This window comes from Undibacterium sp. TJN25, from assembly GCF_049339885.1.
Lineage (GTDB): Bacteria > Pseudomonadota > Gammaproteobacteria > Burkholderiales > Burkholderiaceae_D > Undibacterium.
Genome location: NZ_JBMPPM010000006.1, coordinates 285453 through 311606, shown reverse-complemented (window position 1 = coordinate 311606; position 26154 = coordinate 285453). Strand labels below are relative to the sequence as shown.

At 56.2% G+C, this 26154-nt stretch carries 24 protein-coding genes; 5 read left to right on the top strand and 19 right to left on the bottom strand.

Annotated elements, in window-relative coordinates:
* Positions 1–11: 11 nt before the first annotated feature.
* The 7 genes from ACO0LO_RS17065 to ACO0LO_RS17035 all read right to left on the bottom strand — a co-directional run bounded on the left by ACO0LO_RS17065 (position 12) and on the right by ACO0LO_RS17035 (position 4703).
* Entirely contained in the window at positions 12–629 is a 618-nt protein-coding gene (locus tag ACO0LO_RS17065) for a DUF1801 domain-containing protein (RefSeq protein ID WP_422965573.1), read from the bottom strand.
* 22 nt (positions 630–651) lie between these two features.
* Positions 652–1152 carry an SRPBCC family protein gene (locus ACO0LO_RS17060; protein ID WP_422965571.1) on the bottom strand — a complete coding sequence of 167 codons (501 nt, stop codon included), beginning with the start codon at positions 1150–1152 and terminating at the stop codon, positions 652–654.
* On the bottom strand, positions 1142–1486 hold the full coding sequence (locus ACO0LO_RS17055; protein ID WP_422965569.1) for an ArsR/SmtB family transcription factor: 345 nt from the start codon (positions 1484–1486) through the stop codon (positions 1142–1144). The genes ACO0LO_RS17060 and ACO0LO_RS17055 overlap by 11 nt, the downstream gene beginning before the upstream one ends.
* Positions 1487–1942: 456 nt before the next feature.
* A complete protein-coding gene (locus ACO0LO_RS17050) occupies positions 1943–2347 on the bottom strand; it encodes a hypothetical protein (RefSeq protein WP_422965567.1) in 405 nt (134 codons plus the stop codon).
* Positions 2348–2390: 43 nt separating this feature from the next.
* Positions 2391–3179, bottom strand: a complete 789-nt coding sequence (locus ACO0LO_RS17045; protein WP_422965565.1) for an enoyl-CoA hydratase/isomerase family protein — start codon at positions 3177–3179, stop codon at positions 2391–2393.
* 31 nt (positions 3180–3210) lie between these two features.
* Complete coding sequence (locus ACO0LO_RS17040; RefSeq protein WP_422965563.1) at positions 3211–3645, bottom strand: YybH family protein; 435 nt, start codon at positions 3643–3645, stop codon at positions 3211–3213.
* Between the two features lie 152 nt (positions 3646–3797).
* Positions 3798–4703 carry an alpha/beta hydrolase gene (locus ACO0LO_RS17035; RefSeq protein ID WP_422965561.1) on the bottom strand — a complete coding sequence of 302 codons (906 nt, stop codon included), beginning with the start codon at positions 4701–4703 and terminating at the stop codon, positions 3798–3800.
* 84 nt (positions 4704–4787) lie between these two features.
* Between ACO0LO_RS17035 and ACO0LO_RS17030 the strand changes: the two genes are divergently transcribed.
* Positions 4788–5405 carry a TetR family transcriptional regulator C-terminal domain-containing protein gene (locus tag ACO0LO_RS17030; protein ID WP_422965559.1) on the top strand — a complete coding sequence of 206 codons (618 nt, stop codon included), beginning with the start codon at positions 4788–4790 and terminating at the stop codon, positions 5403–5405.
* A 73-nt stretch (positions 5406–5478) separates the two neighbouring features.
* Here the strand turns inward: ACO0LO_RS17030 and ACO0LO_RS17025 are convergent, their stop codons facing one another.
* From ACO0LO_RS17025 to ACO0LO_RS16990, 8 genes are all read right to left on the bottom strand, one after another.
* Positions 5479–6414, bottom strand: a complete 936-nt coding sequence (locus ACO0LO_RS17025) for a lysostaphin resistance A-like protein (protein WP_422965558.1) — start codon at positions 6412–6414, stop codon at positions 5479–5481.
* A gap of 329 nt (positions 6415–6743) precedes the next feature.
* Positions 6744–7100 carry a hypothetical protein gene (locus tag ACO0LO_RS17020; RefSeq protein ID WP_422965556.1) on the bottom strand — a complete coding sequence of 119 codons (357 nt, stop codon included), beginning with the start codon at positions 7098–7100 and terminating at the stop codon, positions 6744–6746.
* Between the two features lie 314 nt (positions 7101–7414).
* A complete protein-coding gene (fghA, locus tag ACO0LO_RS17015; RefSeq protein WP_422965554.1) occupies positions 7415–8260 on the bottom strand; it encodes an S-formylglutathione hydrolase in 846 nt (281 codons plus the stop codon).
* A gap of 10 nt (positions 8261–8270) precedes the next feature.
* Positions 8271–9377, bottom strand: coding sequence for an S-(hydroxymethyl)glutathione dehydrogenase/class III alcohol dehydrogenase (locus ACO0LO_RS17010; protein ID WP_394782238.1), 1107 nt, complete (start codon positions 9375–9377; stop codon positions 8271–8273).
* Positions 9378–9482: 105 nt separating this feature from the next.
* Positions 9483–10700, bottom strand: a complete 1218-nt coding sequence (locus tag ACO0LO_RS17005) for an SEL1-like repeat protein (protein ID WP_422965551.1) — start codon at positions 10698–10700, stop codon at positions 9483–9485.
* An 81-nt stretch (positions 10701–10781) separates the two neighbouring features.
* A complete protein-coding gene (locus tag ACO0LO_RS17000) occupies positions 10782–12947 on the bottom strand; it encodes an EAL domain-containing response regulator (RefSeq protein WP_422965899.1) in 2166 nt (721 codons plus the stop codon).
* A gap of 81 nt (positions 12948–13028) precedes the next feature.
* The gene (locus ACO0LO_RS16995) at positions 13029–15125 is read right to left on the bottom strand and encodes an HDOD domain-containing protein (RefSeq protein ID WP_422965549.1); all 2097 of its coding nucleotides are present in this window, start codon (positions 15123–15125) and stop codon (positions 13029–13031) included.
* A 691-nt stretch (positions 15126–15816) separates the two neighbouring features.
* Complete coding sequence (locus ACO0LO_RS16990) at positions 15817–16980, bottom strand: GGDEF domain-containing protein (protein WP_422965548.1); 1164 nt, start codon at positions 16978–16980, stop codon at positions 15817–15819.
* Between the two features lie 299 nt (positions 16981–17279).
* On the opposite strand from ACO0LO_RS16990, the gene cysS reads away from it, so the two are divergent.
* The gene (gene cysS / locus ACO0LO_RS16985) at positions 17280–18659 is read left to right on the top strand and encodes a cysteine--tRNA ligase (RefSeq protein ID WP_422965546.1); all 1380 of its coding nucleotides are present in this window, start codon (positions 17280–17282) and stop codon (positions 18657–18659) included.
* A gap of 186 nt (positions 18660–18845) precedes the next feature.
* On the opposite strand, the gene ACO0LO_RS16980 is transcribed toward cysS, so the two are convergent.
* Positions 18846–19628: a 3-hydroxybutyrate dehydrogenase gene (locus ACO0LO_RS16980; RefSeq protein ID WP_422965544.1), complete on the bottom strand. Its 783-nt coding sequence runs from the start codon at positions 19626–19628 to the stop codon at positions 18846–18848.
* Positions 19629–19914: 286 nt separating this feature from the next.
* On the opposite strand from ACO0LO_RS16980, the gene htpG reads away from it, so the two are divergent.
* Entirely contained in the window at positions 19915–21819 is a 1905-nt protein-coding gene (htpG, locus tag ACO0LO_RS16975; RefSeq protein WP_422965542.1) for a molecular chaperone HtpG, read from the top strand.
* Between the two features lie 110 nt (positions 21820–21929).
* On the opposite strand, the gene ACO0LO_RS16970 is transcribed toward htpG, so the two are convergent.
* Positions 21930–22376 (bottom strand): glycine zipper 2TM domain-containing protein, encoded by a 447-nt coding sequence (locus ACO0LO_RS16970; RefSeq protein WP_422965897.1) that lies wholly within the window; start codon positions 22374–22376, stop codon positions 21930–21932.
* Positions 22377–22524: 148 nt separating this feature from the next.
* Positions 22525–22974, bottom strand: a complete 450-nt coding sequence (locus ACO0LO_RS16965) for a DUF962 domain-containing protein (protein WP_422965541.1) — start codon at positions 22972–22974, stop codon at positions 22525–22527.
* A 286-nt stretch (positions 22975–23260) separates the two neighbouring features.
* Here ACO0LO_RS16965 and ACO0LO_RS16960 point away from each other — a divergent pair, with 286 nt between their 5' ends.
* Complete coding sequence (locus ACO0LO_RS16960; protein WP_422965540.1) at positions 23261–23767, top strand: DNA-deoxyinosine glycosylase; 507 nt, start codon at positions 23261–23263, stop codon at positions 23765–23767.
* Positions 23768–24057: 290 nt separating this feature from the next.
* Here ACO0LO_RS16960 and ACO0LO_RS16955 read toward each other — a convergent pair whose 3' ends face one another.
* A complete protein-coding gene (locus tag ACO0LO_RS16955; protein ID WP_422965538.1) occupies positions 24058–24792 on the bottom strand; it encodes a YopT-type cysteine protease domain-containing protein in 735 nt (244 codons plus the stop codon).
* Between the two features lie 538 nt (positions 24793–25330).
* Here ACO0LO_RS16955 and ACO0LO_RS16950 point away from each other — a divergent pair.
* On the top strand, positions 25331–26143 hold the full coding sequence (locus tag ACO0LO_RS16950; protein ID WP_422965536.1) for a methyltransferase domain-containing protein: 813 nt from the start codon (positions 25331–25333) through the stop codon (positions 26141–26143).
* Positions 26144–26154: the final 11 nt, after the last annotated feature.

The following is a 26154-nucleotide window of genomic DNA, read 5'->3' as shown; positions in this document are numbered from 1 at the left end:
GCAGACGGCCGCTACTTGGCATACTTCCAAAAACGTCCCTTGCCCTCCGCGATCCAGGCCATGGCTTCCTCTATGCGCTTATCGCGCGTTGCATCAGTCTTCGCTTCGCCAATCCAGACCTTGTATTCCTTTTGAAAAGATGCTGACTTGCTCTCGAAAATCTTTGCGATTTTCGGGTTGGCCTGGAGCTTTTCTGCAAATGCCGCAGGCATTCCGACTTCTTTGGGAGTCTTGGATTCTCGTGCAGGAAGTTTCATGCCTTGCTCATTGAGCGCCATGGATTCCTTGATCCAGGATTTAAGCTCCCGGTCCGGCGGCAGATCCTCAAGGCTGGTGAGCTTGCCCATAAATCGCTTCGCGGCCGGGACGCTGTCATTGCCCTTGAGGCGCGCATCAGCCATCAGCGCGTCCTTATAGAAAGTAAAGGAGCAATGCTTCTTGTAAGCGGCGAAAATACACATCATGTCGCCTTTGTAGTCAAAATGCGGAATCCCCCATTTGACCTCCTCGATTACTGCTGGGCATGTTGCATGGATGAGGGCACGCAAGTGAGCGAAGATGGGTCTCGCAAAGTCTTCGGCCTTTTCCGCATAAGCGTCAAGCCCGGGGTTATATTTTGGCGTAGGCATCGGATGACGGTTCTTTCACTTCTTAGTTGAGGGTCAAAAGAAGTTCGTCCAGACGTTCCAAAGTCGAGGCCAAGCCTTCCTTCAGTCCCATATTGATGACTTGCTGGAGTGCCTCGGGCGATCCATAAGAAACAACCGTCTCTACAAGGGTGCGCGCGGCGCGATCCGAGAAAGTGACATTCCACTTGGATCTGGGCATCTCAGGATTCAGCGTACCGGTGTCATCGCAAAAACCGTCCAGCGAAACGTAACTGTCAATGGGGTGAATCGCTTGATAGTCCATGCGGCCCCAGTATTCTTGTCCAGCGGGTTCCACCATCGCATAGAGCCAATGGCCGCCTTCCCTGAAATCCATATACTTGGTTTTCGTGGTTAAAGGTTTAGGCGCAAACCACCGGTCGAGCAGTTCACTTTTCGTGTAGCAGTCCCACACCAGTTGCCGTTTGGCAGCAAACTCTCTTTTGATCGTGATGGTATTTTTTTCCTTATCAACAAGGAAGTCAAATTGGAGGTCAGCTTTCACTTTCTTCGCCTTTCAGGGTAGTCAATAAGTTATCCAGATTTTCGTATCGATTTTCCCAGACCATGCGCTGCTCGTCGAACCACTTTTGTGCAGCAGTCAAGTTTTCATGTTTCAGTTTGCAGGTTCGTACTCGTCCCACTTTTTCTGATGCAATGAGACCACTACTTTCAAGAACCTTGATGTGCTTCAAAAACGAAGGCAAGCCCAGACCAAACGGTTCGGCAAGTTCCTTGATTGAGGCGGAGCCGCTGCCGAGCCTGGCAATCACTGATCGCCTCGTAGGGTCGGCCAATGCATGGAATACGTTGTTGAGAGATGCAGAATAGTTTTCCATGTGGTGAACTATATCATGATAGTTTTCCATTTGGCGAACTATTTAAAAATAACTGGCGTGGAGTTTCAGACGACAGCCATAAGCGTTAGGGCCTGTCGAGATTGAGTTTTTCTTTGCAGCGGGTTTTCCTTACCGCGAATCCACTGTTTTACCCGCAGCAATAGGCAAAAGCCACCGCTAGCAAAAATCGAATATCAATACCAATGCTGGAAATGTATAGGTAGCAATGTCTGCAAATCGTCTATCGACTGCAGCGCCCTCCCAATAGAGAAGGCTGCTTAGAACTGGATTACGGAAGATACAGTGCGCGCGAACGGTCATCGAGGGCGGGCGCCATTCCTCGTTCAATCAATACGCATGCTGCGGCGTCCCGCGTTGCCGGCCTTTCAGTGCCGGTGCCAATCCCATACATCTTGATAGGCCCACGTTTGGAAATACTAGGACCTCGGCGCAGGCTTATGTCGGGGCAACCCTTTCCTTTAGCCGGCGCTCGAGATCGGTGGCGAAGGGGGTGAGCGCCGAAAGGGGGCCGGAATAGATTTCCACCTTCGTTACAAGACCCGCCGGATTGCGTTCCACTATTGTTACGCCAGTCAATGTCTTTTCCAAAGCATGTCCTTCCCAGGTCATGAAGGTGCGGCCCTCGTGGCTTACCTCGCTATTGAAGGCAAAGCTGTCGAACATGGCCCGCGTCGCCTCGAAGTACCGGTATATTTCATCGGCCCCTTTGATTACCCTTTCAAAAACTGACGTAGTGAGGGTCGCTTGCAAATCGAAGTGTTCCGCAAAAAGCATTCGATCAGCTTGGCGCACTATGACCATCCACGCGTCGCGGGCAGCAAAAGGGGCAGCGTTTTCCATAAGTGTCTCCGGTGAAAGGGTGTGGTCTGCCGGTGCGCAAGCGCTAGAGGCCTTTGAACGGGAAGGATGGCCGCGGCTGGGCAAGCCTGATCGCATCTACGGCAGATGCGATTCCGCCGGTCGCATCTTGAGAATCGAATACCGGCATTGCAACGTCGAACATGATCTCGTCGGCTACCGCTACGCCGGCCGTTGCCGCCGTACGCAACAGCGCCTTGTGTGCAGCGAAGGCACGGGTCGGTCCTTTGGCGAGGCGGTCGACAAAGGCGCGGGCTTCGTCAAGAAGTGCGTCGTCCGCGAAGACCTTGTTGATGACGCCCGCCTGTGCCATTACCGCCGCAGGAACCTGCTCGGAGGTCAGCGCCCATTCGGACGCTCGCGCTCGTCCTGCCCGCTCCGCCACACGGTAAATGCCGCCAAGCAAGGTCACGATGCCAATGGTTTGCTCGGGGTGGCCGAACCGTGCCGAGTCGGCGGCGAAGATGACATCGGCACGCAAGGCCAGCTCAAACCCGCCCCCGAAGCAAAGCCCCTGAACAGCGACAACGACAGGAAGAGGCAAGCGTTCGAACCGGTTGAACACCTCCATGTAACGCTCGAATGTGCTACGAAGCTGGGCGCGGTCGCGCTCCGGCCAAGGTAGGATATCGCCGCCATAGCTGAAGTCGGCGCCAGCGGCGCATACGAGTACGGCCCTGGCATCGCTGTTCGTAATCATGCTCAACGCTTCGGCGAGTTCTTCGACCATTTGATCGTCGATGCGGTTTTGAGGCACGTGGTCAAGTGTGAGGATGGCGACTTGCTGATCTATAGTGCAATTCAGATGGGACATGACGAACCTCCTGCTATTGTCGAGACGTCGATTATTGTGCCGGGACCGGAACTATGGCCGAGATGCGCCAACCTTCGGCCGTACGAATAGCGATCTCGTTGACCAGGAAAGTGAAGGTTGCGGCTTCCTTGCCTGGGGCGCCGGCGGTGATGTGGGTCGGCGCATAAATGTGGGCGGCGTCCGGCCCCAATGGCAAGATGCGGATTTCTTCCTCGACTGGCTCGAAGCGCCAGGTGCCCTTAAATACCTCGCGAAAATGCTCGACCACTGCCTCGCGGCCCCAGAAACGATAGGCCCTTGCCACAAAGTTTACGGGATCGGGTTGCCCGATGGGCGCGTGGGCGAGCACCGATTCGATGACGTTTAGGTCGTGGGCCGTTTCCCCTGCGGCCTGCCGCAGGAACAGGCTACGAATTTCTTCGATTTCAGCGACCGTCACGGAAGATGCATTGGACTTGATAAGCATTTTATATTCCTTGTTTTCACGTTGAGTTGAACCGCTGGGTCGAATGATCTTAGACAGCTCCTCTGGTCCGAGGTTTGGTATCAGAGAATTTTACAAAATTGAGTTTGCAAGCTCGGTCTAGTTTGCGGTCGGAAGGTCTTCCGATCTGCGTGTTATCCGGACGCTGCTTCCAGATGTTCCTTGAACCAAGCGGTTGCGGCCCTCTCGGCCAGGGCAAATTGGTCCACATAGGGGGCGAAATGGCCACCGGGCACCAGGACCAGGCGCTTGGGCTCGAGTGCGCGCTCATAGGCGGCAAGTTCAAGATCCGTGAGTGTCACCTTGTCGTCCAGGGCCACGACAAAAAGCAAAGGCGTAGGCGAAACCCGGGAAATCCAGACACCAGGCTCGTACATGCGCGCGGCGCGGGTCGATCTGAGCGTCAGCTCGTTTTCCCATAGCCCGGACGAAATGGGCTGCAGGTAGAACTCAATGGCGTCTTGAGACCGGTAGGCGGCCGGAACCCCGGGGTCGGTACTGACCACAGCCTGCCGGCGAAGAGGTTCACCTCGAAGCTGCGCCCTTTCGTCCTCCGCAAAGGCGTTATTGAGAGCAGGCAGTGCGTCGGGAGACACCCTGCGCAATCCTTGTTCGTAGCCGCTGATCGTAGGTACCTGAGCGACGACACATCGCAGTCGGCGATCGGTTGCGCCAAGGACGATGGCGTGGCCCCCCGCATAACTTGTACCCCAGATCCCAATTCGAGTCGGGTCGATTTCCGTGCGAGATTCCAGATAGGAAATCGCACGACGCCAATCGGCAATCTGTTGCCATGGATCGATATCGCCGCGGCACTCGCCTCCACTCGTCCCAAAATTCCGATGGTCATGGACGAGTACCGCGAAACCCGCTGCCGCGAACGCTTCCGCAAAACGCCCCAGGCCATGTGCCATCGTGCCGGCGAAGCCATGGGCCATGCTGATTGCGGGAAGCGGTCCGCTGCGTTCCGGTAAATACAGGCGTGCCCCAAGTTCAATATGTCCGTCCGCCTGAATGCGTACGTCATGCGTGGTCACCATAGCTATCTCCTTGTGTCCTGAAAACGTCACAACAGCTTAGGTATATAATGTGACCGGTCGTCTTAAATTAGTCAAGTCAAAAATATGAACTCGTTCTCATCGCCTCGCCGGGGGCCTAAGCCAAATCTAAACACACGTGACAATCTTATTCGCGCGGGCTTGAAAACCTTTCATGCCCAAGGGTTTGCGGCAACGGGCCTTCAAACGATTGTGGCGGAAGCTAGCGTCCCCAAGGGCTCGTTCTACAATCACTTTGAAAGCAAGGAAGCCTTTGGAGTGGAGGTTATCGATGCGTATTCAAGGCTTGCAGAGGAGAATCTACGCGCCTTCCTTTTGAACCCTGAGCTGCCAACATTAGAGCGCTTAGAAGCCTTTTTTGATGATCGCATCGCATCATTGACTGCCGGCGGGTACGGCCGGGGTTGCCTGATGGGGAATTTTAGTGCTGAGGCGGCGGACCATAGTGCTCTGATCCGCGAGCATCTGGAGAAGAATTGGAACACGTGGAGCCAGATCTTCGAATCTTGTATCGCTGAAGGACAACTAGAAGGCACCATCACTAATCGTTTGCCGGCTGTCCTGTTGGCGCGATTTATGTTCAACAGTTGGGAAGGGGCACTTTTGCGCATGCGCGTGGAAAAGAGCGGAGCCGCGCTAGCTGAATTCAAGACGGTTGTACTCGGTGCCCTCTTGTGCCCTTAAGGCAAAGCGAATTTGCTGGCGGAGCACCATGACTCTGCGATGTAGGAATACCAAAATCGTAAAAATGACCTCCCTAAATAGACGTTACTGTAGCTAACGGACGCTTAGTCCGACGTCCCCAATAGAGATACATGGCGATCGCGCTCAGTAGCAGCCACAGCAGCATCAAGGGAGTGCCTTCCGGCCCGGCCATCCGTCCGTTCCAGAAATCGGAACCCGCCGGCTGTACGGCGAGAAAATGCCCCTCAAATACCACGCCGCTGTTTGCAGCGCCATAAAAATACGATTGTGTCCAGTCCCAGGCCGCGTGAAAGCCGATTGCCCACCAAAGCGAACCGGTCAGCCACAGGCTATAGCAGGCGACCAAAGAGAAAGCCCCTACCGTGATCAAGCCGATCATGTTCTCCCCTTGATTCGTCCAATGGGCATACATAAAGTACAGCGCCATCAATGCCCCGGTCCACCAGAACCCGATATTCCTGGTCAGCACGTACTGCAAATATCCTCTACACTGCGATTCCTCGAAGATACCCACCAGCAAAAACATCAGGGCCCACAGCGTACCAAGTCGCAGCGTCTCGACTAAAGAAAATGCGCTCGGCAGGAAAATCAGCAGATGTGCACCCCATAAGCTCAACACCAAGGTGCTCATGAACAAAAAACCGAAAAACAAGCCCCAGCAAAGCCGCTTTAGCGCTTTGGCATCCCGGTAACCCCAGGCACCAATCGGTTCTTTTTGGATGTACGAGAAGAGCGTGAAAACCAGGATCAAGCCTGCCAAACGGCAGAACTCCGTGATCAGCACAGGGGAAAGCAGCAGGGTATCGGTCGTACCCGAGTGCTGAACCGGATTGGCTAGTCCACCCAGCATTTTTTTCACTAGTCGGTCGCTCGCCCAAACCAGAGCGATTGCAATAATGGGACGCACTCCCCATCGATTGGTCAGGATAAAACCTAGCGGGCCAGAGCGGCTGAGTGTTCGAGCTGGTTCTACTTGATGGTTCAGCATAGTTATCGTTAAAAATATTCTGGTTAAGGAAAAAAATTTAAGGATCGAGCCAGCAGCCATGTCGGCTGGCCCGAGTCGTATGGGTAGTTTCCAATTTTTCGCGCAAGATTCATCAAATGTGCCCATGCTGCTTGATGAGTTGTAGGTACGCTATGTGGGTGTCAATATGGTCGAAAAATCACTTAAATAGCAATCAAACTCCGACATTTCTCTGGCCTCAAATTTTTCCTATGGAAAAATTTGCTTCCTTCATGAGCACAATATTCACAAACAACAGCTATTAAATGATCTGCAAATTAGAAAATAACTTTGGTTAGTTCAGAAATTGTTCAAAAAGGTTCAATAATGTTCCTGGTAACAGGCGTCACCTTGATCGCGGCAGCGCCGCTGTGCCCGTAATAGTCGCCACGCCGAATGTTGGCACGTCTTGTGGAGAACTCTTGACGTTGGCTGATAGATTGAATCCGGGCGACATCCGTAAGGCCGGCATCTGAATAATTCCGGTAGCAGGCGGCAAATATAAAGTCTGGACTAAATGCATAGGCAACAGCCGCACCAAGGTGCTGGTGTGGCACGGCGGCCCCGGCTTTTCTTACGAATATCTTTAAGCCCTTTAGTCCTTCTTGCCCGAAGCCGGTATCGAGATATATTGCTACGATCAGTTGGCTGGCAATTACTCTGACCATACGGACGATGCCAGCATGTGGAACCTGCCCCGGTATTTGGGAGAAGTAAAGGAGGTCAGGCTGCGCGCTCGAGCTCGAGCTCGAGCTCGAGCTCGAGCTCGACAATTTTGTACCGTATGGTCATTTCTGAGGCGGCATGCTAGTCATCGACTAAGCATTAAAGTATCAGCAGGATTGGTGATTTAGAACATGGCTGCTGACATCCAGGCCTTCCTCACGGCAGATCAGCGAGTCGAAAGCCAACTGCTGTCGCCGCAGAAGTTGGCACAGCTAAGCGCGCTGGAAGCGAAACAGGATTACGACAATGCCGATGACTACACCAAATGCTGGCTGTGGAATTTCAAATGCTCTTCAATAAAAGAGCTGATGAAATAATACCCATGGTCATACCCCGCATGCCTGCGCAAAGTCAGCGGCTGCCCTACCGCTTCGCACGCGGCCTCGAACTCCTGCGGCAACAGCTGCTGCTCCAGGAATTTATCGGCCAGCCCCTGGTCGATCAGGATGCCGCCTGGATACGGTGCGGCGGATTTTGAACGCATCAGCACGCTGGCGTCGTGCCTTTGCCATTTGGCCGGGTCTTTACCTAGGTAATTGCTGAAGGCTTTTTCGCCCCATGGGCATAGCGTTGGTGCGGCAATCGGCGCGAAGGCGGAAACTGACTGGTAGACGCCGGGGTGGCGCAGCGCCAGCGTCAGTGCGCCGTGGCCGCCCATGGAGTGTCCGAAGATGCCTACTCTGTCCTTGCGGGCGGGGAAATGTTGCAGCACCAGTTCGCGCAGCTCCTGCACGATGTAGGTTTCCATCTTGAAGAATTTGCTCCACGGCTCCTGCGTGGCATCCAGGTAGAAGCCTGCGCCGGTGCCGAAATCCCAGCTATCGGCTTCGCCGGCAATACCGGTGTCGCGCGGGCTGGTGTCAGGCGCCACCAGCATGATGCCGTGCTCGGCGGCGAAGCGCTGCGCGCCGGCCTTGATCATGAAGGTTTCTTCGTTGCAGGTGAGGCCGGCCAGGTAAAACAGCACCGGCACCGGGCCGTCCTTGGCCTGCGGCGGCTGGTACACCGAGAAACGCATGGGCAGGCCTATGCTGCCCGATGCATGCTTGTAGAAGCCCTGTATGCCGCCGAAGCAGCCGTACTCGCTGATTGTCTCGAACATTGCGGCCGCCTTAGTAGATAACGACGGAACGGATGGATTCGCCGCTCTTCATCAAATCAAAACCTTCGTTGATGCGGTCCAGCGGCAGCCTGTGGGTGATCAGGTCGTCGATGTTGAGCTTGCCTTCCATGTACCAGTCGACAATCTTCGGTACGTCTGTACGGCCGCGTGCGCCGCCGAAGGCTGAGCCTTTCCAGACCCGGCCGGTGACCAGCTGGAAGGGACGCGTACTGATCTCCTGCCCCGCTGCAGCCACCCCGATGATGATGGACTGGCCCCAGCCCTTGTGGCAGCACTCCAGCGACTGGCGCATGGTGGTGGTGTTGCCTATGCATTCGAAGCTGTAGTCGGCGCCGCCGTCGGTCAGCTGGACGATGGCGTCCACGACGTTTTCTACTTGCGTAGGATTGATGAAGTGGGTCATACCGAACTTGCGCGCCATTTCCTGGCGGGCCGGATTGATGTCCACGCCGATGATCTTGTCGGCGCCGACCATGCGGGCCGCCTGGATCACGTTCAGGCCTATGCCGCCCAGGCCGAAGACGACTACATTGGCGCCGGCTTCTACCTTGGCGGTGAACAGCACCGCGCCGACGCCGGTGGTGACGCCGCAGCCGATATAGCAGACCTTGTCGAACGGCGCATCGGAACGGATTTTTGCCAGAGCGATTTCAGGCACGACAATGTAGTTGGAAAAAGTGGAGGTGCCCATGTAATGGAAGATGGGCTTGCCGTCCAGAGAGAAGCGGCTGGTGGCGTCCGGCATCAGGCCGCGGCCTTGCGTGCTGCGTATCTTCTGGCACAGATTGGTTTTTTGCGACAGGCAGAATTTGCATTCGCGGCATTCCGGCGTGTACAGAGGAATGACGTGGTCGTCTTTTTTCAGGCTTTTGACGCCAGGGCCGACATCCACCACCACGCCCGCGCCTTCATGGCCCAGGATGGCGGGAAAAATGCCTTCCGGATCAGCGCCGGACAAGGTGTAGTAATCGGTATGGCAGATGCCGGTGGCCTTGATCTCGACCAGGACTTCACCCTCTCGCGGGCCGCCCAGTTCCACTTCTTCGATTGTCAGGGGTTGTCCCGCCTTCCAGGCGATCGCTGCTTTGGTTTTCATGTTGTTCCTTTGTCTGATGGCGGAGGAGCCGCGCATACTACCAGATCGCGTGAAGCGGGTGCCTGCACAGGTTCGGGCCCGGCCAAGCGGAGTTTCCGGTCCTGATCAGATCAGCCTGCTGTTTTTTTCCAGCGACTCTAGCGATGTATGCTGCGACTGCCCCAGTTGTTGCGGAGTCATTTTGAATTCGACGATGTGCTTGTGCCTGTTGGCTTTCTGCATGCCGTTGATGGCCGCCAGGCTGAGCCAGTTGTGGGCCTGCACCAGGTCCACCGCCGTACCGTGACCGTAAGCATACATCAAACCCAAATTAAACTGCGCCCTGGCGTTTTCTTGTTCGGCCGCTTTGGTGTACCAGGCAAGGGCCTGCTTGTAATTCTGTTCCACGTCCTGGCCGTTGTCGTAACGCAGCGCCAGCTTGAATTGCGCGCCTGCATGGCCCGATGCGGCGCTCTTCAGGTACCAGTCCAGCGCGGCGCGGCCGTTTTCCATGACGCCCAGGCCCTGGTCGTACATCAGGCCCAGCTTGTAGCACGCGGCAGGGTGCCCTTGCTCGGCCGCCTTGCGGTACCAGTTGGCGGCCTGCTTCATGTCATGCGGCACGCCCTCGCCGGTTTCATGCACCAGCGCCAGGTTGAACTGCGCCTTGATGTGGCCCTGTTCGGCCGCCTTCAGGTACCAGACGATGGCCTGCTTGTGATCTTTCGGCACACCCTGTCCGGTGTCGTACAGCAGGCCCAGGTTGAACTGGGCGCTGGCATAGCCCTGCTCCGCCGCCTTGCTGTACCAGGAGATGGCGCGTGGATAATCGGCCGGCATGTCCTTGCCGTTGCCGTAGATCATGCCCAGGTTGTTTTGCGCGGCGGCGTCGCCCAGCGTGGCGGCTTTTTCAAACCAGGTGATGGCCTTGCGGTAGTCACGCGGCATGCCCTGGCCGGTGATGTAGATCAGGCCAATATTGTTTTGCGCACCGGTATGCGCCTGCTCGGCGGCCTTGCTGTACCAGGCTAGTGCCTGGATGTGGTTCTGGAATTTGGCGGAGCTGCTGTAGATCAGGCCCAGGTTGAACTGCGCACGCGCATAGCCTTGCTCGGCCGCGCGGCGGTACCAGTGCATGGCCTGTTCGGTGTCTTGCTGCACGCCCTGCCCGGTAGCGTACATCAGCCCCAGGTTGAACTGGGCCATGACGTGGCCCTGCTCGGCAGCCTTGTGGAACCAGGGGATGGCCAGCTTGGCATCCTGCTCCGATCCCTTGCCGTGGATGTATTGCAGGCCCAGATGGTATTGCGCATCCGCATCGCCCTCATCGGCAGCCCGCTTCATTTGCATTTCCATAAACCTGTCATCCATTCGGTTGTGCGACGAACTTCCAAATCCTGAAAACCTTTACGATGTACTGCGGTTTCATTTGAGTGAAAATTCACTGGCATTCTCTCTCAACAGCTGGATGAATTTTTGCTGAGGCAGCGCCTCATGGAACAGGAAGCCCTGCAAGGTGGTGCAACCGGCCTGTTCCAGGTAGCGCGCCTGCGTATCCGTTTCCACGCCTTCGGCGATCAGGTGCAGGCCGAGGCCGCGTGCGATGGAGATGATGGCCAGCACAACCGGGTAGTGGCCGTCCGCCTCCTGGATTTCCCGAACGAAGGACTGGTCGATCTTGATCGTATGCACGGGGAAGCGGTGCAGGTAGGCCAGCGATGAATAGCCGGTGCCGAAATCGTCAATGGCAACGCTGATACCCAGCTGGCACAGTTTGTTCAGCTGCTCGATCGCATACTGGGGATTGCGGATGCACAGGTTCTCGGTGATTTCCACTTCCACCTGCGACGGCGATATCTCGTGCACCGCCAGCGCGGCCTTCAGCTTCTTGTGAAAATCGCCGCGGTCCAGGTATTGCGGCGACAGGTTCAGCGACAGGCGCAGCGGCTGGTCGGTGACGGTGTTCCATTCGTTCAGGTCGCGGCACAGCGGCGCCAGCATCCAGTCGCTGATCGGCAGGATCAGGCCGTTTTCTTCCGCAAAGGGCAGGAACTCGCCGGCAGTCAGCACGCCGCGCTCCGGATGGTTCCAGCGTATCAGTCCTTCAGCGCCTATCACCTGGCCGGTATTGACGTCGATTTGCGGCTGGTAATACATTTCCAGCTCGCCCAGTTCCAGCGCCTTGCGCAGGCTCTGTTCCAGTTGGATCTTCTGGTGCGAGGCATCCTGCATCGAACTGTCGTAGAAGCTGTGGCCGTTCTTGCCCAGCGCCTTGACCTTGTACATCGCGATATCGGCGTGGCGTATCAGGTCGTCTGCGGTTTCACCGTCGCCGGGGCAGACGGCGATACCGACACTGGCGGATACGTGCACTTTATGCGCGCCGAGCTGGAAAGGCTGGCTCAGCGTCTGCACGATCTGGTCGGCGATCATCGCTGCATCCTGCTTGTCGCGCAGATCCGGTAGCAGCAAGGTAAATTCGTCGCCGCCCAGGCGTGCCAAGGTATCGCCCTCGCGCAGGCGTTCGCGCAGGCGCGAGGCTACCATCTGCAGCAGCTCGTCACCCTTGATGTGGCCCAGCGTATCGTTGACCAGCTTGAAGCGGTCCAGGTCGACAAACATCACCGCCAGCTCGGACTTGCTGCGCTTGGACTGGATCAGCGCGAGGTTCAGCCTGTCGCGGAACAGCGCGCGGTTGGGCAGGTCGGTCAGGATGTCGTGGTAGGCCTGGTAGGAAATCAGCTGTTCGGCGCGCTTGCTTTCGGTGATGTCGCGCGCCACGCCGTAGGTGCCGAAAAATTCGCGCTTGCCGTCGCCCTGGTCGACGGAATACATGCCGACCGAGTTGAAGGAGATGGACATCACCGTGTTGTCGAATTCGCGGTCGCGGTCGGGCTCGTTCTGGTAGCGCAGGCGCAGTTCTATATTGCGCGATGCACGCGCGCCGATGCGGCGTTCGTTGAACACGTAGCGCGCGCGGCCCAGGTCTTCTTCATGCACCAGCACGGAATAATGTTTGCCGATCAGTTCGTCCGGCTTGTAGCCGAGCAGTTGATGCGCCCTGTCGTTGACGAAGGTGAACTTGCCTTCTATGTTCAGCGTGTAGATGATGTCGGGCGAGCTGTCCACCAGGTAGCGGTACAGTTTTTCCGAACACTCCAGGCGCCAGGCCATATCGCGGTTTTCTGCTTCCAGGCGGCGCTTCTGCAGCGCATTTTCTACCGTCTTCAGCAATTCTTCATGCGGGTAAGGCTTGCGCAGGTAACCGTAGGCGCCGCGCTTCAAGGCACCGATGGCAGCGTCGATGCCGCGGTCGCCGCTCAGCACGATGACGCTGGCATCTATGCCGCGTTCGATGATGAAATCCATCAGGTCGTGGCCGCTGACGTCGGGCAGGCGCAGGTCCAGCAGCACCAGGTCAAAATGCAGCTTGCTCAGCTGCTCCATCGCCTCGGCGCCGTTGGTTGCCGTCACCAGTTGGTATTCACCGGTGCGCAGCAGTTCGTGCAAGCTGCTCAGGAGCCTGGGTTCGTCGTCCACCAGCAGTAAACGCGGAATTTTCGCCTGTTCAAGTCTGGTCACTGGATCCATTCCGTCCAGTGCGACATTGATTGCGGTCGAGTCATACGAGTTTATCAGGCTCATTTTTGTCCCAGAGGGTTCTTTTTGGCTTTAGGAGTAAGCGACGGAATCATGCTCCGTCCGCTGTGCTACCGGTAACAATATTTCAAACGTCGTGCCCTGCTTGGTGCTGCGGCAGCTGATCAGACCCTGCAATTTCTTCACCAGCCCGTGTACGATGTTCAGGCCGAGCCCGCTATGGCCCTTGCCCTTGCTGCTTTTCACAGGCGAGAACAGCTTGGCCATCACTTCAGGCGAAATGCCGGGGCCGGTATCCTTGACCCAGGTTTCCACGTACAGCACGCCGTCGCGGTTCACCAGGCCATGGCTGCCGACCTCGATCACGCCGCCGCCGGACATCGCTTCCAGCGCGTTCTTGATCAGGTTCATGAAAATCTGCTTCAAGGTATCGGCGCTGCCGTCTATCTCGAAGGATTCGTCCAGCATGCGGTTTTCTATCTTTACCAGCGGCGATGCAAATTCAGCCTGCTGGAACAGCCGCACCACTTCGCCAACCACGCGGCTGATGTCGGTCTTGCCGGACTGCTCCACCACGTTCACGTCGACAAATTCGTCGATGATCTTGCCGACGCGGTCTATCTCTTCATTCAGTATCGTCACCTCGCCGCTGACCACTTCGCGGTTCAGCAGCTTGCGGTCCAGGATACCCAGGTAATTCTTGATGATGGACAACGGGTTATTGACCTCGTGCGCCACCTTGCGCGATGCTTCGCGGTAGTTGCGCGACAGGTTCTCGACCATATTGTCGGCTTCGTCTTTTTCGTTCAGCAGGGTTCTCAGCGCAATGGATGCCTGGCTGCTGAAAGTTTTGAGGAAGCTTTCGCGCTTGCCCAGGTCGTCCGCCTGCCATGCCATGAAGCCGGCCAGGATCACGCCCAGGCTGACGCCATCGGCATGCAGCGGCAGGCAAGCCAGCTGGTCGGTATTAAACAGGCGCAGCAATTGTTCTTCAAAAACGCCCATCTCTTCGCCGGCTTGCTGGACGTTGGTGAACATCACGCGGCGCTCACGCACAGCTTCTGCGATGACACTGCCGTCGGTATCCAGCGGCAGCGAGAAGTCGGCCAGCCGCAACCTGTGCTCGCCGACGCGGCTGCCGACCAGCGCATCGCGGGTACCGTTCATCAGCAGGATGACGGCGCCGTCGAAATGGAACAGGATGCGCGCCGATTTGGCGATGGTTTCCAGCAGGCCGCTTTCGCCCTGCTGGCGCGAGAAGGAGCGGCCCAGCTCGGACGCCAGCACCATGCCGCGCACCTGCTCTATCATCTTGTCCTTGGTCACATCCTTGGCGACCGGCGCTACCGGCGCGGGTGGCTGCACTTCTTCTTCCAGGTCGATATCCAGCTGCTGTGCCGATTTCTTGACCTGGTCGGTCACGCGGCCGCGGATGTCATTCAGGTCGCTGAGCTTCAGTCCGCACAGGGCGCCGGCTTTTTCCAGCTGTGCGTCAGTCAGTGCACTGCTGTTCAGCGCGTGGGCCAGGTAAGTGATGCGGATCAGCGGGTGCGCCTTCTCCAGGCGGGCCGGCGCTTCATGGTGGTACAGCACGCTATCGGCGATGAAAGAATCCAGGCTCCACTGCTCTATCAGCCAGGAGCCGACTTCGGCATGCGTGGTCTGCAGGGTGCGCTCTTCCACCGCGCACAGGTTGTCGTCATCCGGTGCAAAAAAATTGAAAGCATACTCTTTGGGCAGGATCGCAAACAGCGCCAGGCGGCCGACATCGTGCAGCAGGCCGGCCAGGTAGGCTTCTTCGGGATTGGAATAGCCTATGCGCAGCGCGATGACCTTGGCTGTCATGCCGGACTGCACCGAGTGCGACCAGAAACCGCGCAGGTCGGCGCTGCCGGACTGCGACAGCTTGTCGAAAATCTGGGAAACGGACTCATTGATGACGATAGTCTTGATCATCTCGGTGCCGATAGCCTGCAGCGCCTGGTCCAGCCCGTTGGAGGGGCCGTTGCGGTGATAGGCGGAGCTATTGGCGACAGCCAGCATCTTGGCCGTCATTGCCGTGTCCTGGGCGATCAGGCGTGACAAATCCGCCACCCCTACTTCCTCGGACTGACATTGCTCCATCAACTTGAGCAGGGTCTGAGGCATGGATGGCAAGCGCGCAGCCATCAGGCGGCTGCGTATATCAAGATCTTGTTGAGTCGTTTTTATTTTTCTCTCCCAACCGGGAAACCCTTAATGCCTGCACTGCTTGGTCATTGCTTGTTTTATGCTTGCTTGGTGCTTATGTACTGCTGTACTGCTTTTTTATGCATCCAAGGCGCCGTTTTTTAGATACCTATATAAATAGATCTATTCCAGGCGCCTTAAATTAAAGAAATCCGCTAAAAATACGATAACAAGGTAAGCCCTCAGGATAACCCCTGCATGCATTCACCACAATGATGCACGGCGGATAGTCCGCCATTCCCAATCAACGCAAATTAACGCATCTCCATTGCGATGTCGTTAAGGTAATCCTCGATCATAGCATTAATATATTACATCGAAGTAACTTACCTCCCAGCAAGACACTGACATTTCCATACAGCAAAATGTCAAGCATCCATCTTCCGAATAGAGCGATAAAATTGTAACTTTTCGATGTTTAGCACGACAATTACTTCGCGGTCAACAGTTGGCTGAGATTTGGGCGGATGATTGTATTTTTTTGGTCGCGGGCAACAAAATGCGTCACAACGGCGATACGCTTGCGCAAAAAATTAGCAATAAATCACTATTGCGAATACACAGCAATTTATTGCCATTTTACCTAGACCAGGCAAGCAGTTATTGAAAGTGAAAGTGAAAACGACGGGCTTCACGCGGCCTTGCCTGCCTCCGCCGGCAAGGAAACAGGCAAGGGAGCAGAAGAAGCGGGGTCAGCCGATGCGGGAGTCGACGTATCCGCACCTGCACCATCTGCAACTTCTTTCTTGGCCCTATGCAGATCCGCATCAGCGCGCTTCAGTATGCTGGCGATGGTGTCTCCGGTGAGCATCGTGGCAATGCCTATCGTCGCGCTGACGCGCAGCTCCTTGCCGGATACCGATACCGGCATGGCGATGATGGTGTGCTTGGTGCGCGCAGCAATCTTGCCTGCGTCTTCTATCGACGCTTCCGGCAGCAGCACGCAGAATTCCTCGCCGCCATAGCGTGCCAGGCAATCATAGCTGCGCGTTGCTCTTTTCATCCTGCGGGTGACTTCCACCAGCACGACCTCGCCGGCCTGGTGTCCGTGCGCCTCATTGATCTTGCGGAAGTGGTCCAGATCCAGGACCAGCAGCGACAGGGATTTGCCCAGGCGCGCATGGCGCTTTAGTTCGCCGTCGGAAATGCGCATGAACTCGCGCCGATTGGCAACGCCCGTCAGCGGATCGGTGCTGGCCTGTCTTTCCAGTTCCTGCTCGGCGCTCAGCGTCTTGCGGCGGAAGCGGTGCGTGCGCGAAGAAATGGTATGTCCGGAAATGGCTGCCAGCAGCAGCATCAATGCCACGTTATACGTGTAAGAGACCGCAGGTGCCTGCTTGTATAAAAACAGCAGCGACAGCGACACGGCAACAAAGCCGACCATGGGCGGGTTCAGCAGCCGCAGCGGCAGCGGCAGTACGACGAAATACATCGCCACAATCCAGATATCGATGTAGTAGTGGCCGAAATAGTCGACCGGGCGGGAGGCATTGCCGGCCAGTGTCACGGCCAGCGCCAGCCAGACCCAGCGCAGCATCTGCTGGTCTAGCTTGGGCGCTCCCAAAATTTTGGGCATTTGGCGGGCAAACCACAGCGAAAAGGCAAACACCGCCGCATGCGCGGCCATCAGCAACAGGTACAGGCTGCCCGGCTGGCGCAGGCTGAAATCGAAATACATCAGCGGCAGCATGGCCCACATCGCCACCGTCACAACCCGGCGGCACTGCGCGATGTCCGCGTTCAGGTAGTGCGAACGGTACTGGTCCTCGCTGACGTCGGGATAGAGGGTTTGCATGGCTGCACTCCGGGCGGATGTTCGTTGTTATTCATTCTTCTCGCTCAGATCATTATATCTCTGAGGCCCCCTCTTGGCGCAGCAAATACGCGGCAAAACCATGCCAAGGGCAAAGGGCTGTGGTAAATTACGAATAATCACTTTCGAATTAGCTTATGCAGGCCAGACCACGCCACACCGCCCTCCCCGCTGCACCTCGCATGAAGCAACATTGTTGTTGATGCTGTAAGCCCTCCCATGCCTGCAATTTTGTGCGGGTGCCGATTTTCCCGATTTGCTTTTTTTATTCCATCAATACAATGGACATCCTCCTTTACGACAACTGGGAGCGCAAGCTGCGCCCCTTCCAGCCACTGCGCCAGGACTGGGCCGGCCTGTACTGCTGCGGCCCCACTGTGTACGACTACGCGCACATCGGCAACCTGCGCACCTACCTGTTTGAGGACGTGCTGCGCCGCACGCTGGAATTCAACGGCCACCAGGTGCGCCATGTAGTCAACATCACCGATGTTGGCCACCTGGTGTCGGATGCCGATGACGGCGAAGACAAGATGGAAAAAGGCAGCCGCAAGGCCGGTGAATCGGCCTGGGACATTGCCGAACGTTTTACCGTTGCCTTCAAACAGGACATGCGCAGCCTGAACATGCTGGAGCCGCACATCTGGTGCAAGGCAACCGATCACATCGCCGAGCAGATCGACTTCATCCGCGTAATCGAGGAAAAAGGCTATACCTATATCACTGGGGACGGCGTGTATTTCGACACCTCCAGGCAGGACAACTACGGCTACCTCGCCAGGCTGAACCTGGAAGGCCAGGAAGCCGGCAAGCGCGTTGCCCTGGGCGACAAGCGCAATGCCACCGACTTTGCGCTGTGGAAGTTCAGCCCCGCCGGCGAAACCCGGCAAATGGAATGGGACAGCCCCTGGGGCCGAGGCTTCCCCGGCTGGCACATAGAGTGCTCGGCGATGTCTGCCAAATACCTGGAACCGTGGTTTGATATCCATTGCGGCGGCGAGGACCATATCCCCATCCACCACACCAATGAAATCGCGCAGACGGAAGCCTGCTATGGCACGCGGCTGGCGAACTTCTGGATGCACGGCTATTTCCTGCAGATCGATGCCGGCAAGATGTCCAAGTCCAGCGGCGATTTCCTGCGCCTGCAAACGCTGGCCGACCGCCGCGTGGACCCGCTGGCCTACCGCTACCTGTGCCTGACGGCGCACTATCGCAGCCAGTTGAACTTCAGCTGGGAAGCATTGACCGCCGCGCAAACCGCCTTGCAACGCCTGCGGGATACCTACTTGTCCTGGACCGGCAATGCCGCGGCGGAAGCCGACCCGCGCTTTGTGGAGCGCTTCCACGCCGAAATCAATAACGACCTGAACCTGCCGCGCGCACTGGCGGTAATGTGGGAACTGCTAAAAGCCGAGCTGCCGCCGCAAGTGAAGAAGGCGACAGTAGATCGTTTTGATGCAGTGCTGGGGCTGGACTTGCAGCACTGGCAGCCCGTGCAGGAAGACATACCCGCCGGCATCCAGGCATTGGCTGATCGCCGCAAGGCCGCGCGAGACAGCAAGAACTGGGCGGAAGCCGACGCGCTGCGCAAGGAATTGCGCGAGCTGGGTTATGAAGTGGAAGATACTGCGGCGGGCATGACGATCAAGCCGGTATAGGTGGGACAAATAGGTGGGACATAGCGCGGATGGAGCGTAACGCAATCCGGGTCAAGCTGTAGCGGGTCTGGCGGCAGCAGATTTTCACAAAGCCTGAACCTGTTCAACGATTGCCGCCGCAAAATTCGCGGCGGCCTTCCCGGATTACGCTGCACTCCATCCAGGCTACATTTTTGCTGGCTGCTGTTACTGCATGAACCAGCCGTGGCTGACGACGATCGATTGTCCTGTCAGCGCATTGGTCGGGAAGGCTGCCAGGAAGATCGCGGTGCGGGCAACATCGGCCACGGTGGTGAACTCGCCGTCTACCGTATCCTTCAGCATCACCTTGTGGATGACGTCGTCTTCGCTGATGTTCAGTTCCTTGGCCTGCTCGGGAATCTGCTTGTCCACCAACGGCGTGCGTACGAAGCCGGGGCAGATCACGTTGGCGCGGATCTTGTCCTTGGCGCCTTCCTTGGCCACTACTTTCGCCAGGCCGACCAGGCCGTGCTTGGCGGCGACATAAGGCGCTTTCAGCGGTGATCCCTCGTGCGAGTGTACGGAACCCATGTAGATAATGGAGCCGCCCTTGCCGCCCTTGACCATTTCGCGCATGCAGGCGCGGGTGGTCAGGAAAGCGCCGTCCAGGTGGATCGCCAGCATTTTTTTCCAATTATCAAAGCTCAGGTCCACTACCGGGCTGATGATCTGTATGCCGGCGTTGCTGATCAGGATGTCGATGCCGCCGAAGGCTGCTACGGCATCGGCAATGCCCTTGTCTACCTGCGCTTCATCGGTGACGTTCATCGCCACGCCTATGGCTTGGCCGCCGGCTGCCTTGATCTCTTCCGCCGTTTTGACGGCCGCTTCCAGCACCAGATCGGCGATGACGACCTTGGCGCCTTCTTTGGCGTATTCCTGTGCAATTTCCTTGCCGATGCCGCTGGCGGAACCTGTGATGACGGCGACTTTATCTTTCAATTGCATGATATTTCCTTTAGCGTGAACTCATGAACGGGACGTGCAAAACGGTGTTGAATGGTATGGAGAGCCGGGATGGATAAGCTGGATGGTATCGTATCAAGGATAGACGAGATGCGCCGGATACTGCAACGCACAAATTGTAGCAAAATGAAAACATTATGAAGGAACACACTTCAATGATGCAAAGGCCCTCTTGAAAACAGTGTTAAAAGCCTCATTTGCGAGCAGGTACAAAAAATAAACACATCACCACGTTACTACACCACTTATTCGATTTTTGAGGGAAAACATGTCTGATCATGATAAACAAACCCTGGGTTTTCAGGCAGAAGTAAAACAGTTGCTGCAATTGATGATCCATTCCTTGTATTCCAACAAGGAAATTTTCTTGCGCGAGCTGATCTCCAACGCATCCGACGCGGCCGACAAGCTGCGTTTTGAGGCCATCAACAACGGCAGCCTGTTTGAAAACGATCCCGACCTGAAGATCAAGGTCAGCTTCAACAAGGAAGCGCGCACCATCACTATCGCCGACAACGGCATCGGCATGACCCGCGACGACGCGGTTGCCCATCTGGGCACCATCGCCAAATCCGGCACCAAGGAATTTTTCGGCAAACTGTCCGGCGACCAGCAAAAAGACGCGGCAATGATAGGCCAGTTCGGCGTCGGCTTCTACTCCGGCTTTATCGTGGCAGACAAGATCACGGTGGAATCGCGCCGCGCGGGCACGCCTGCGTCTGAAGGCGTACGCTGGGAATCCGCCGGCGAAGGCGATTTCAGCGTGGAAGCGATAGAAAAAGCCGATCGCGGCACGTCCATCACGCTGCACCTGCGCGAAGGCGAAGAAGAATTCCTGTCTTCCTGGAAACTGAAGTCCGTCATCCGCACTTATTCCGACCATATCTCCCTGCCTATCCTGATGCAGAAAGAAGAGTGGGATGAAGAGAAAAAAGAGCAGGTAGTCAAAGACGAACTGGAAACCGTGAACCAGGCCAGCGCCTTGTGGGCACGCAGCAAGTCCGACATCACGCCTGAGCAGTATGAAGAATTCTACAAGCATGTATCGCACGACTTCCAGGCGCCGCTGACCTATACGCATAACCGCGTGGAAGGCCGCAGCGAATATACGCAGCTGCTGTTCATCCCTGCCCGTGCCCCTTTCGACATGTGGGACCGCAACAAGCGCGGCGGTATCAAGCTGTACGTGAAGCGCGTATTCATCATGGACGACGCCGAGCAGCTGATGCCGGTGTACCTGCGCTTCGTCAAGGGCGTGATCGACTCCAACGACCTGCCGCTGAACGTGTCCCGCGAGATCCTGCAGGAATCGCGCGACATCAAGGCCATCCGCGAAGGTTCAACCAAGCGCGTGCTGAGCATGCTGGAAGAGTTGGCGAATGCCGATGAGCAGGAAAAGAAAGACAAGTACGCGACCTTCTGGGGTGAGTTTGGCCAGGTGCTGAAAGAAGGCATAGGCGAAGACGCCGGCAACAAGGAACGCATTGCCAAGCTGCTGCGCTTTGCCTCCACGCATAACGACAGCGACGCGCAGACCGTATCGCTGGCCGACTATCTGGGCCGCGTCAAGGAAGGCCAAGACAAGATCTACTACGTCACCGCCGACAATTACACGGCCGCGAAGAACAGCCCGCACCTGGAAATTTTCCGCAAAAAAGGCGTGGAAGTCTTGCTGCTGACCGACCGCGTCGATGAATGGATGCTGTCTTTCCTGACCGACTTCGAAGGCAAGGAACTGGCCTCCGTCGCCAAGGGCGACCTGAACCTGGGCACGCTGGAAGACGAAGCCGAGAAGAAGCAGCACGAAGAAACGGAAACCGAGTTCAAGGACCTGGTGGAAAAAATGAAAACGGCGCTGGCAGACAAAGCCAAGGACGTGCGCGTGACTTTCCGCCTGACCGATTCACCAGCCTGCCTGGTGGCGGATGAAAACGAATTGTCCGGCAACCTGATGCGTATGCTGAAGGCCGCCGGCCAGACCGCACCAGAATCCAAGCCTATCCTGGAAGTGAACCCGGACCATCCTCTGGTGCAGCGCCTGAAGGTGGAAGATGCAAAATTCGGCGACTGGTCGCACATCCTGTTTGACCAGGCCTTGCTGGCCGAAGGCGGTTCACTGACGGACCCTGCTTCTTTCGTAAAGCGTCTGAACGACATGCTGCTGAGCAAATAAGCATAGCGAAGCCCGTATCTGCGGGCTCTGCTATCGAACAAAAAGGGCGGTGCATTCACATGCACCGCCCTTTTTTCATGCCGGCATTGCTGCCGGCCATATTCAATCAATTAATGCGTGACGCGTGTCGTACGGCCTGTCGACAGCAAGCGCACGCGCTCGCCGGCGCGGAAACCCTCATCGGCATCCTGCGTAATCGCTTTCAGCTCGCCGTTATCCAGCCTGACAGTGATTTCCAGGCCCTTGCGGTGCGTTGCATCGGATTCCAGCTTGTTGCCGATCAGGCCGCCGGCAATGGCTCCCAGCACACCCGCGACTGCGGAGCCGTTGCCGCCGCCAATCGTGGAAGCCGCGGCAATGCCGCCAACCGCTGCGCCACCCACGGTGCCGACGCCGCTCTGGCCGCCGTCGATAATCACTTCACGCACCGACTCCACCACGCCCAGGCGCACGGTTTGCTCGTTCTGTGTCTGGCCAGAACGATAGACGCTGTTGGAAGACTGGGGTTGCACCGCGCAGGCGCTCAATGCGGAAATAGCAGCAACAATAGCGACCATAGACAATTTTTTCACAATACTCTCCGAAAATTCAGGTTAAGCGATGCGCAGTCGGTACCTACCTCAGCACATACATTAGCAAATAAGTTGGACAGGATTTTATCCGAAATGTTCCATGCCAGCCCTGAATGTTGATTTCACCGTACATTCAATACGCAATATTCAGGCGCCGGTACAGGAAGCCGAGCACGAACAGCGGCCCTATCAGCAGGAAACGCAGGTCATCGAAGAACGAGGGCTTCTTGCCTTCTATCTTGTGGCCGATAAATTGGCCTATCCAGGCAATCACAAACACACTGACTGCCGCCGGCAATATCCAGGGCTGCGGCAGCACATACAATATCCACAGCATGGCAGCCGCCATGATACTCATGCCCACCGCAAATGATACCGACAGCGTAAAGTAATATGCCAGCGACACCAGGGCGGCAGCCACCGCCGCATAAGGATGGATAGCCCAGATCAGCCCCAGTACCGTCCACATGATCACCGGCACGCAGATAAAATGAATATATTCATTCACTGGGTTCTGGTGGCTTTCCGCATATTTTTCCAATAGCACATCCACCGCTCTTGCCTGACTGACGCTGGTATTCATATTCGTCTCCAATAAGAATTTATATTTTTTATATAGGCCACCCCATTGTCCGGGCCGACACATCAATCCATTGTAGTCGGAGAAACCTTCACTGACAAAGACAGAGCCCTCTAATTTGCCTGCCTTAAATATCAATATAGCAATATTATTTAAAGAAAGCAATCCAGCTCCCTCGGCCCCTCATGCCGTCTCCTGCAAAGAAGTCGCCGATGCGCACACCTGCATCAACCCGCACAAAGACTTATCATGGATACCTGACATCAATCCTCCCACCCAGATCGAATCAATGACGCTGAAAGAAGAATCATCGCGGCTGCAGGGACTTCCTGCCGTCATCGACAAAAACATCGTTACACTGGTACTCGGCAGCTTCCCAGGCGAGGCATCATTGCAGGCGCAGCAGTATTACGCCCATCCCCGCAACCAGTTATGGCCCATCCTGTCCGCGCTGACTGGCGAAGATCTTGCCGGCCTGCCCTATGCCGACCGCCTGCCGCGCCTTCTTTCGCATCGCATAGGACTATGGGATGTGCTGGGCGCCTGCGAGCGCGAGGGCAGCCTGGATTCTGCGATCCGCAAGCCCGCCGCCAATGACTTCGCCCGCCTGCGTGAGTTGTGTCCGTTGCTGGAGACGGTGGGCTTCAATGGCCAGACCTCCGGTAAATTTGCGCCGCAGTTCGCCGCCGCCGGCTACCGCACGCTGATCTTGCCGTCCACCTCGCCTGCGCATGCTTCCTTAAGTTTCGAGAAAAAGCTGATCATCTGGACAAGATTGCGCGAGACATTGGCTTGACGCTGCTTTTGTCGCGGCATTATTTGATAATAATATATTTGCCGAAACAGGCTCGCAATGGCATGATCACGAGACTGGTGTATTGCCCCCCATTCGCCTGCTCTGTCACGCTATCTTGAATAGCATTACCAAGTATGGCGCTGCGCGCGGCAGTAAAGCTGAATACGACGTCGCCAGCGATGGCCTATCCCATCCGCATTGATGAATAAAGACCTCGCCAGCCTGCCCGTATGCAGAGTACCTGTCGCGCTGCTGCTCCCCAATGGCGCTTTAACAGGCATCCATCAGCATTAGTAGGCTCGCAAGGCACACGGCAGAATTTCCCAGCGTGTATTAAAGTTCATCAGTCCGGACAGATACTTGGCCTTATAGAAAACCGGGAAAAATCTGAAAAAATCCGCTTTCGATTCGAACCAGAACTCTCCATAGGTAGGGTCGAAAAACAGTGCGTCTCCCGCCGATCCGTAGGTCCGGCCACCGAGCCAGACCGCAACAGCGTGGCCGCCCTCGCCCTTGAACCGGATGTTGCCGCCAAAGTTCAGCCGCAAATAGCATGAGCTGAATTTTTGCATACCCCTGACCATGTTGCCTTCTATATTTGCGATTGCACCGGTCGTGCTCGCGACGAACTCGTTGCGCGTCGGGGACATGCCTTTTACCTTTTTTGAGTCGCCTTTGAGGACTTCAGATCCATGTAATGGCAAGAGATCGTGCATTTTTAGCCAGAGTCCAAGATCGCGATGCTGATCTGAACGATCACCCCTCATCGACACGTGGCCGTGCAGCATGGCAATTTCTTTTATCTTGCCGACCTTGAGGGGCCCGACGCCTCCGCCGCCAAGCTCATTGGCGAGAGAACCATCGTGTGCATGGCGCTCTATCCAATATGCAGACAGAGCTGCACAGATACCCCAGCGCGTGGCCGGATTGGAAAATATGTGATAGGCCACAGAAAGATCACTCTGTGAAAATCCCCAAGTGGTCACACCATTATGTGCTTTACATATTTCGCTAACACTCGTCATACAAAATCCTTTTCATAGGAATGAAAAACGCCGGAGCGAGACCTTGATGCCTCGCCGCTCATTTACTGATTTGCCTTGTGATTCTTGTAAGCTGCCCTTCTATACCTGAAGTCAGGTCCCGTGCCCCTCTGGCCGCGCCGGTTTTGGCCATCCTTTATTGCTTTTTTTGACCAAAGATTCCGATCCGCCTGACTAAACCCGATTACAGTAGATATTCGCTGCTCTCATCTTCAAGCGAAACGGGGATTCTAATGATTTTTAGATTATGTTTCATAATGTCATTAAAAATAGCTATCAATTTGTTTGTATTTTGAAACACGCATGTAAAACCCGCGCCTTCCGAAGACCAAATTTCGTCTTGCAAAGCGAAAAAATAGCCAAAATTACATAAACTTTGTTCGATGGCAACACCGCAGCAGCATAACGACAGCGCTGCAGCCTGCCCTTAGTGCTGCTTCGTCACCACCGGCCAATGTACAAGTGTCATTTCCGCAGAAATTATTACTGTGGCAAGCTGTCCTGTAGGTAAAATGAGCGCATGCTGATCAAACGTAAATCCATAGAAGCCGAGGCGAACCTGCGTTCCGGCCCCAAGGCTGCCGCAACGGCACTGAAAAAAAACCGCAAACCAAAGTTTGCGCCCGTTACGCTGTCTGAACTGGATGGCGTGCGCTATCTGCACTTCGGCACCGAGTGGGTGCAGGGCGCGATGCGCCTGCGCAAGCCGGACTGGATAGAGCTGGAATATGCGCAGCAGATGATGATGTGGATGCTGTTCATTGAGGAGCCGGCGCACATTGTGCAGTTGGGTCTGGGCACAGGCGCATTGACGAAATTCTGCTACCGCCGTTTTGAGCAGGCCCAGGTCACGGCCGTGGACCTGAACCCCTCAGTGATCTCGGTCTGCGAAAGCATGTTCAAGCTGCCGCCGAATGACGAGCGGCTGCAGGTGCTGGAAATGGATGCCAATGAATTCGTCAACGATGCCAACAACCACGGCAAGATCGATGTCTTGCAGGTAGACCTGTATGACGCTACCGCGCGCGGCCCGGTGCTGGACAGCGCCGAGTTTTACCAGGCCTGCGAAGCCTGCCTGACGGACCAGGGGGTACTGACGGTGAACCTGTTCGGCGACCACCCCAGCTATGTAAAGAATATGAAAGCAATGCGCTTCGCTTTTGACGAAGTGCTGTGCCTGCCTGAAGTGCATGACGGGAATGTGGTGGCAATTGCGTTCAAGTCCCGCCGCGTACTGGATTTTCCGGCACTGTATGAGCGCGCCGTAGCCATCAAGGAAAGCGTCGGCTTGCCGGCAAAATCCTGGGTGAATGGTTTGAAAACGAATTCCTGAGGCGACATCAC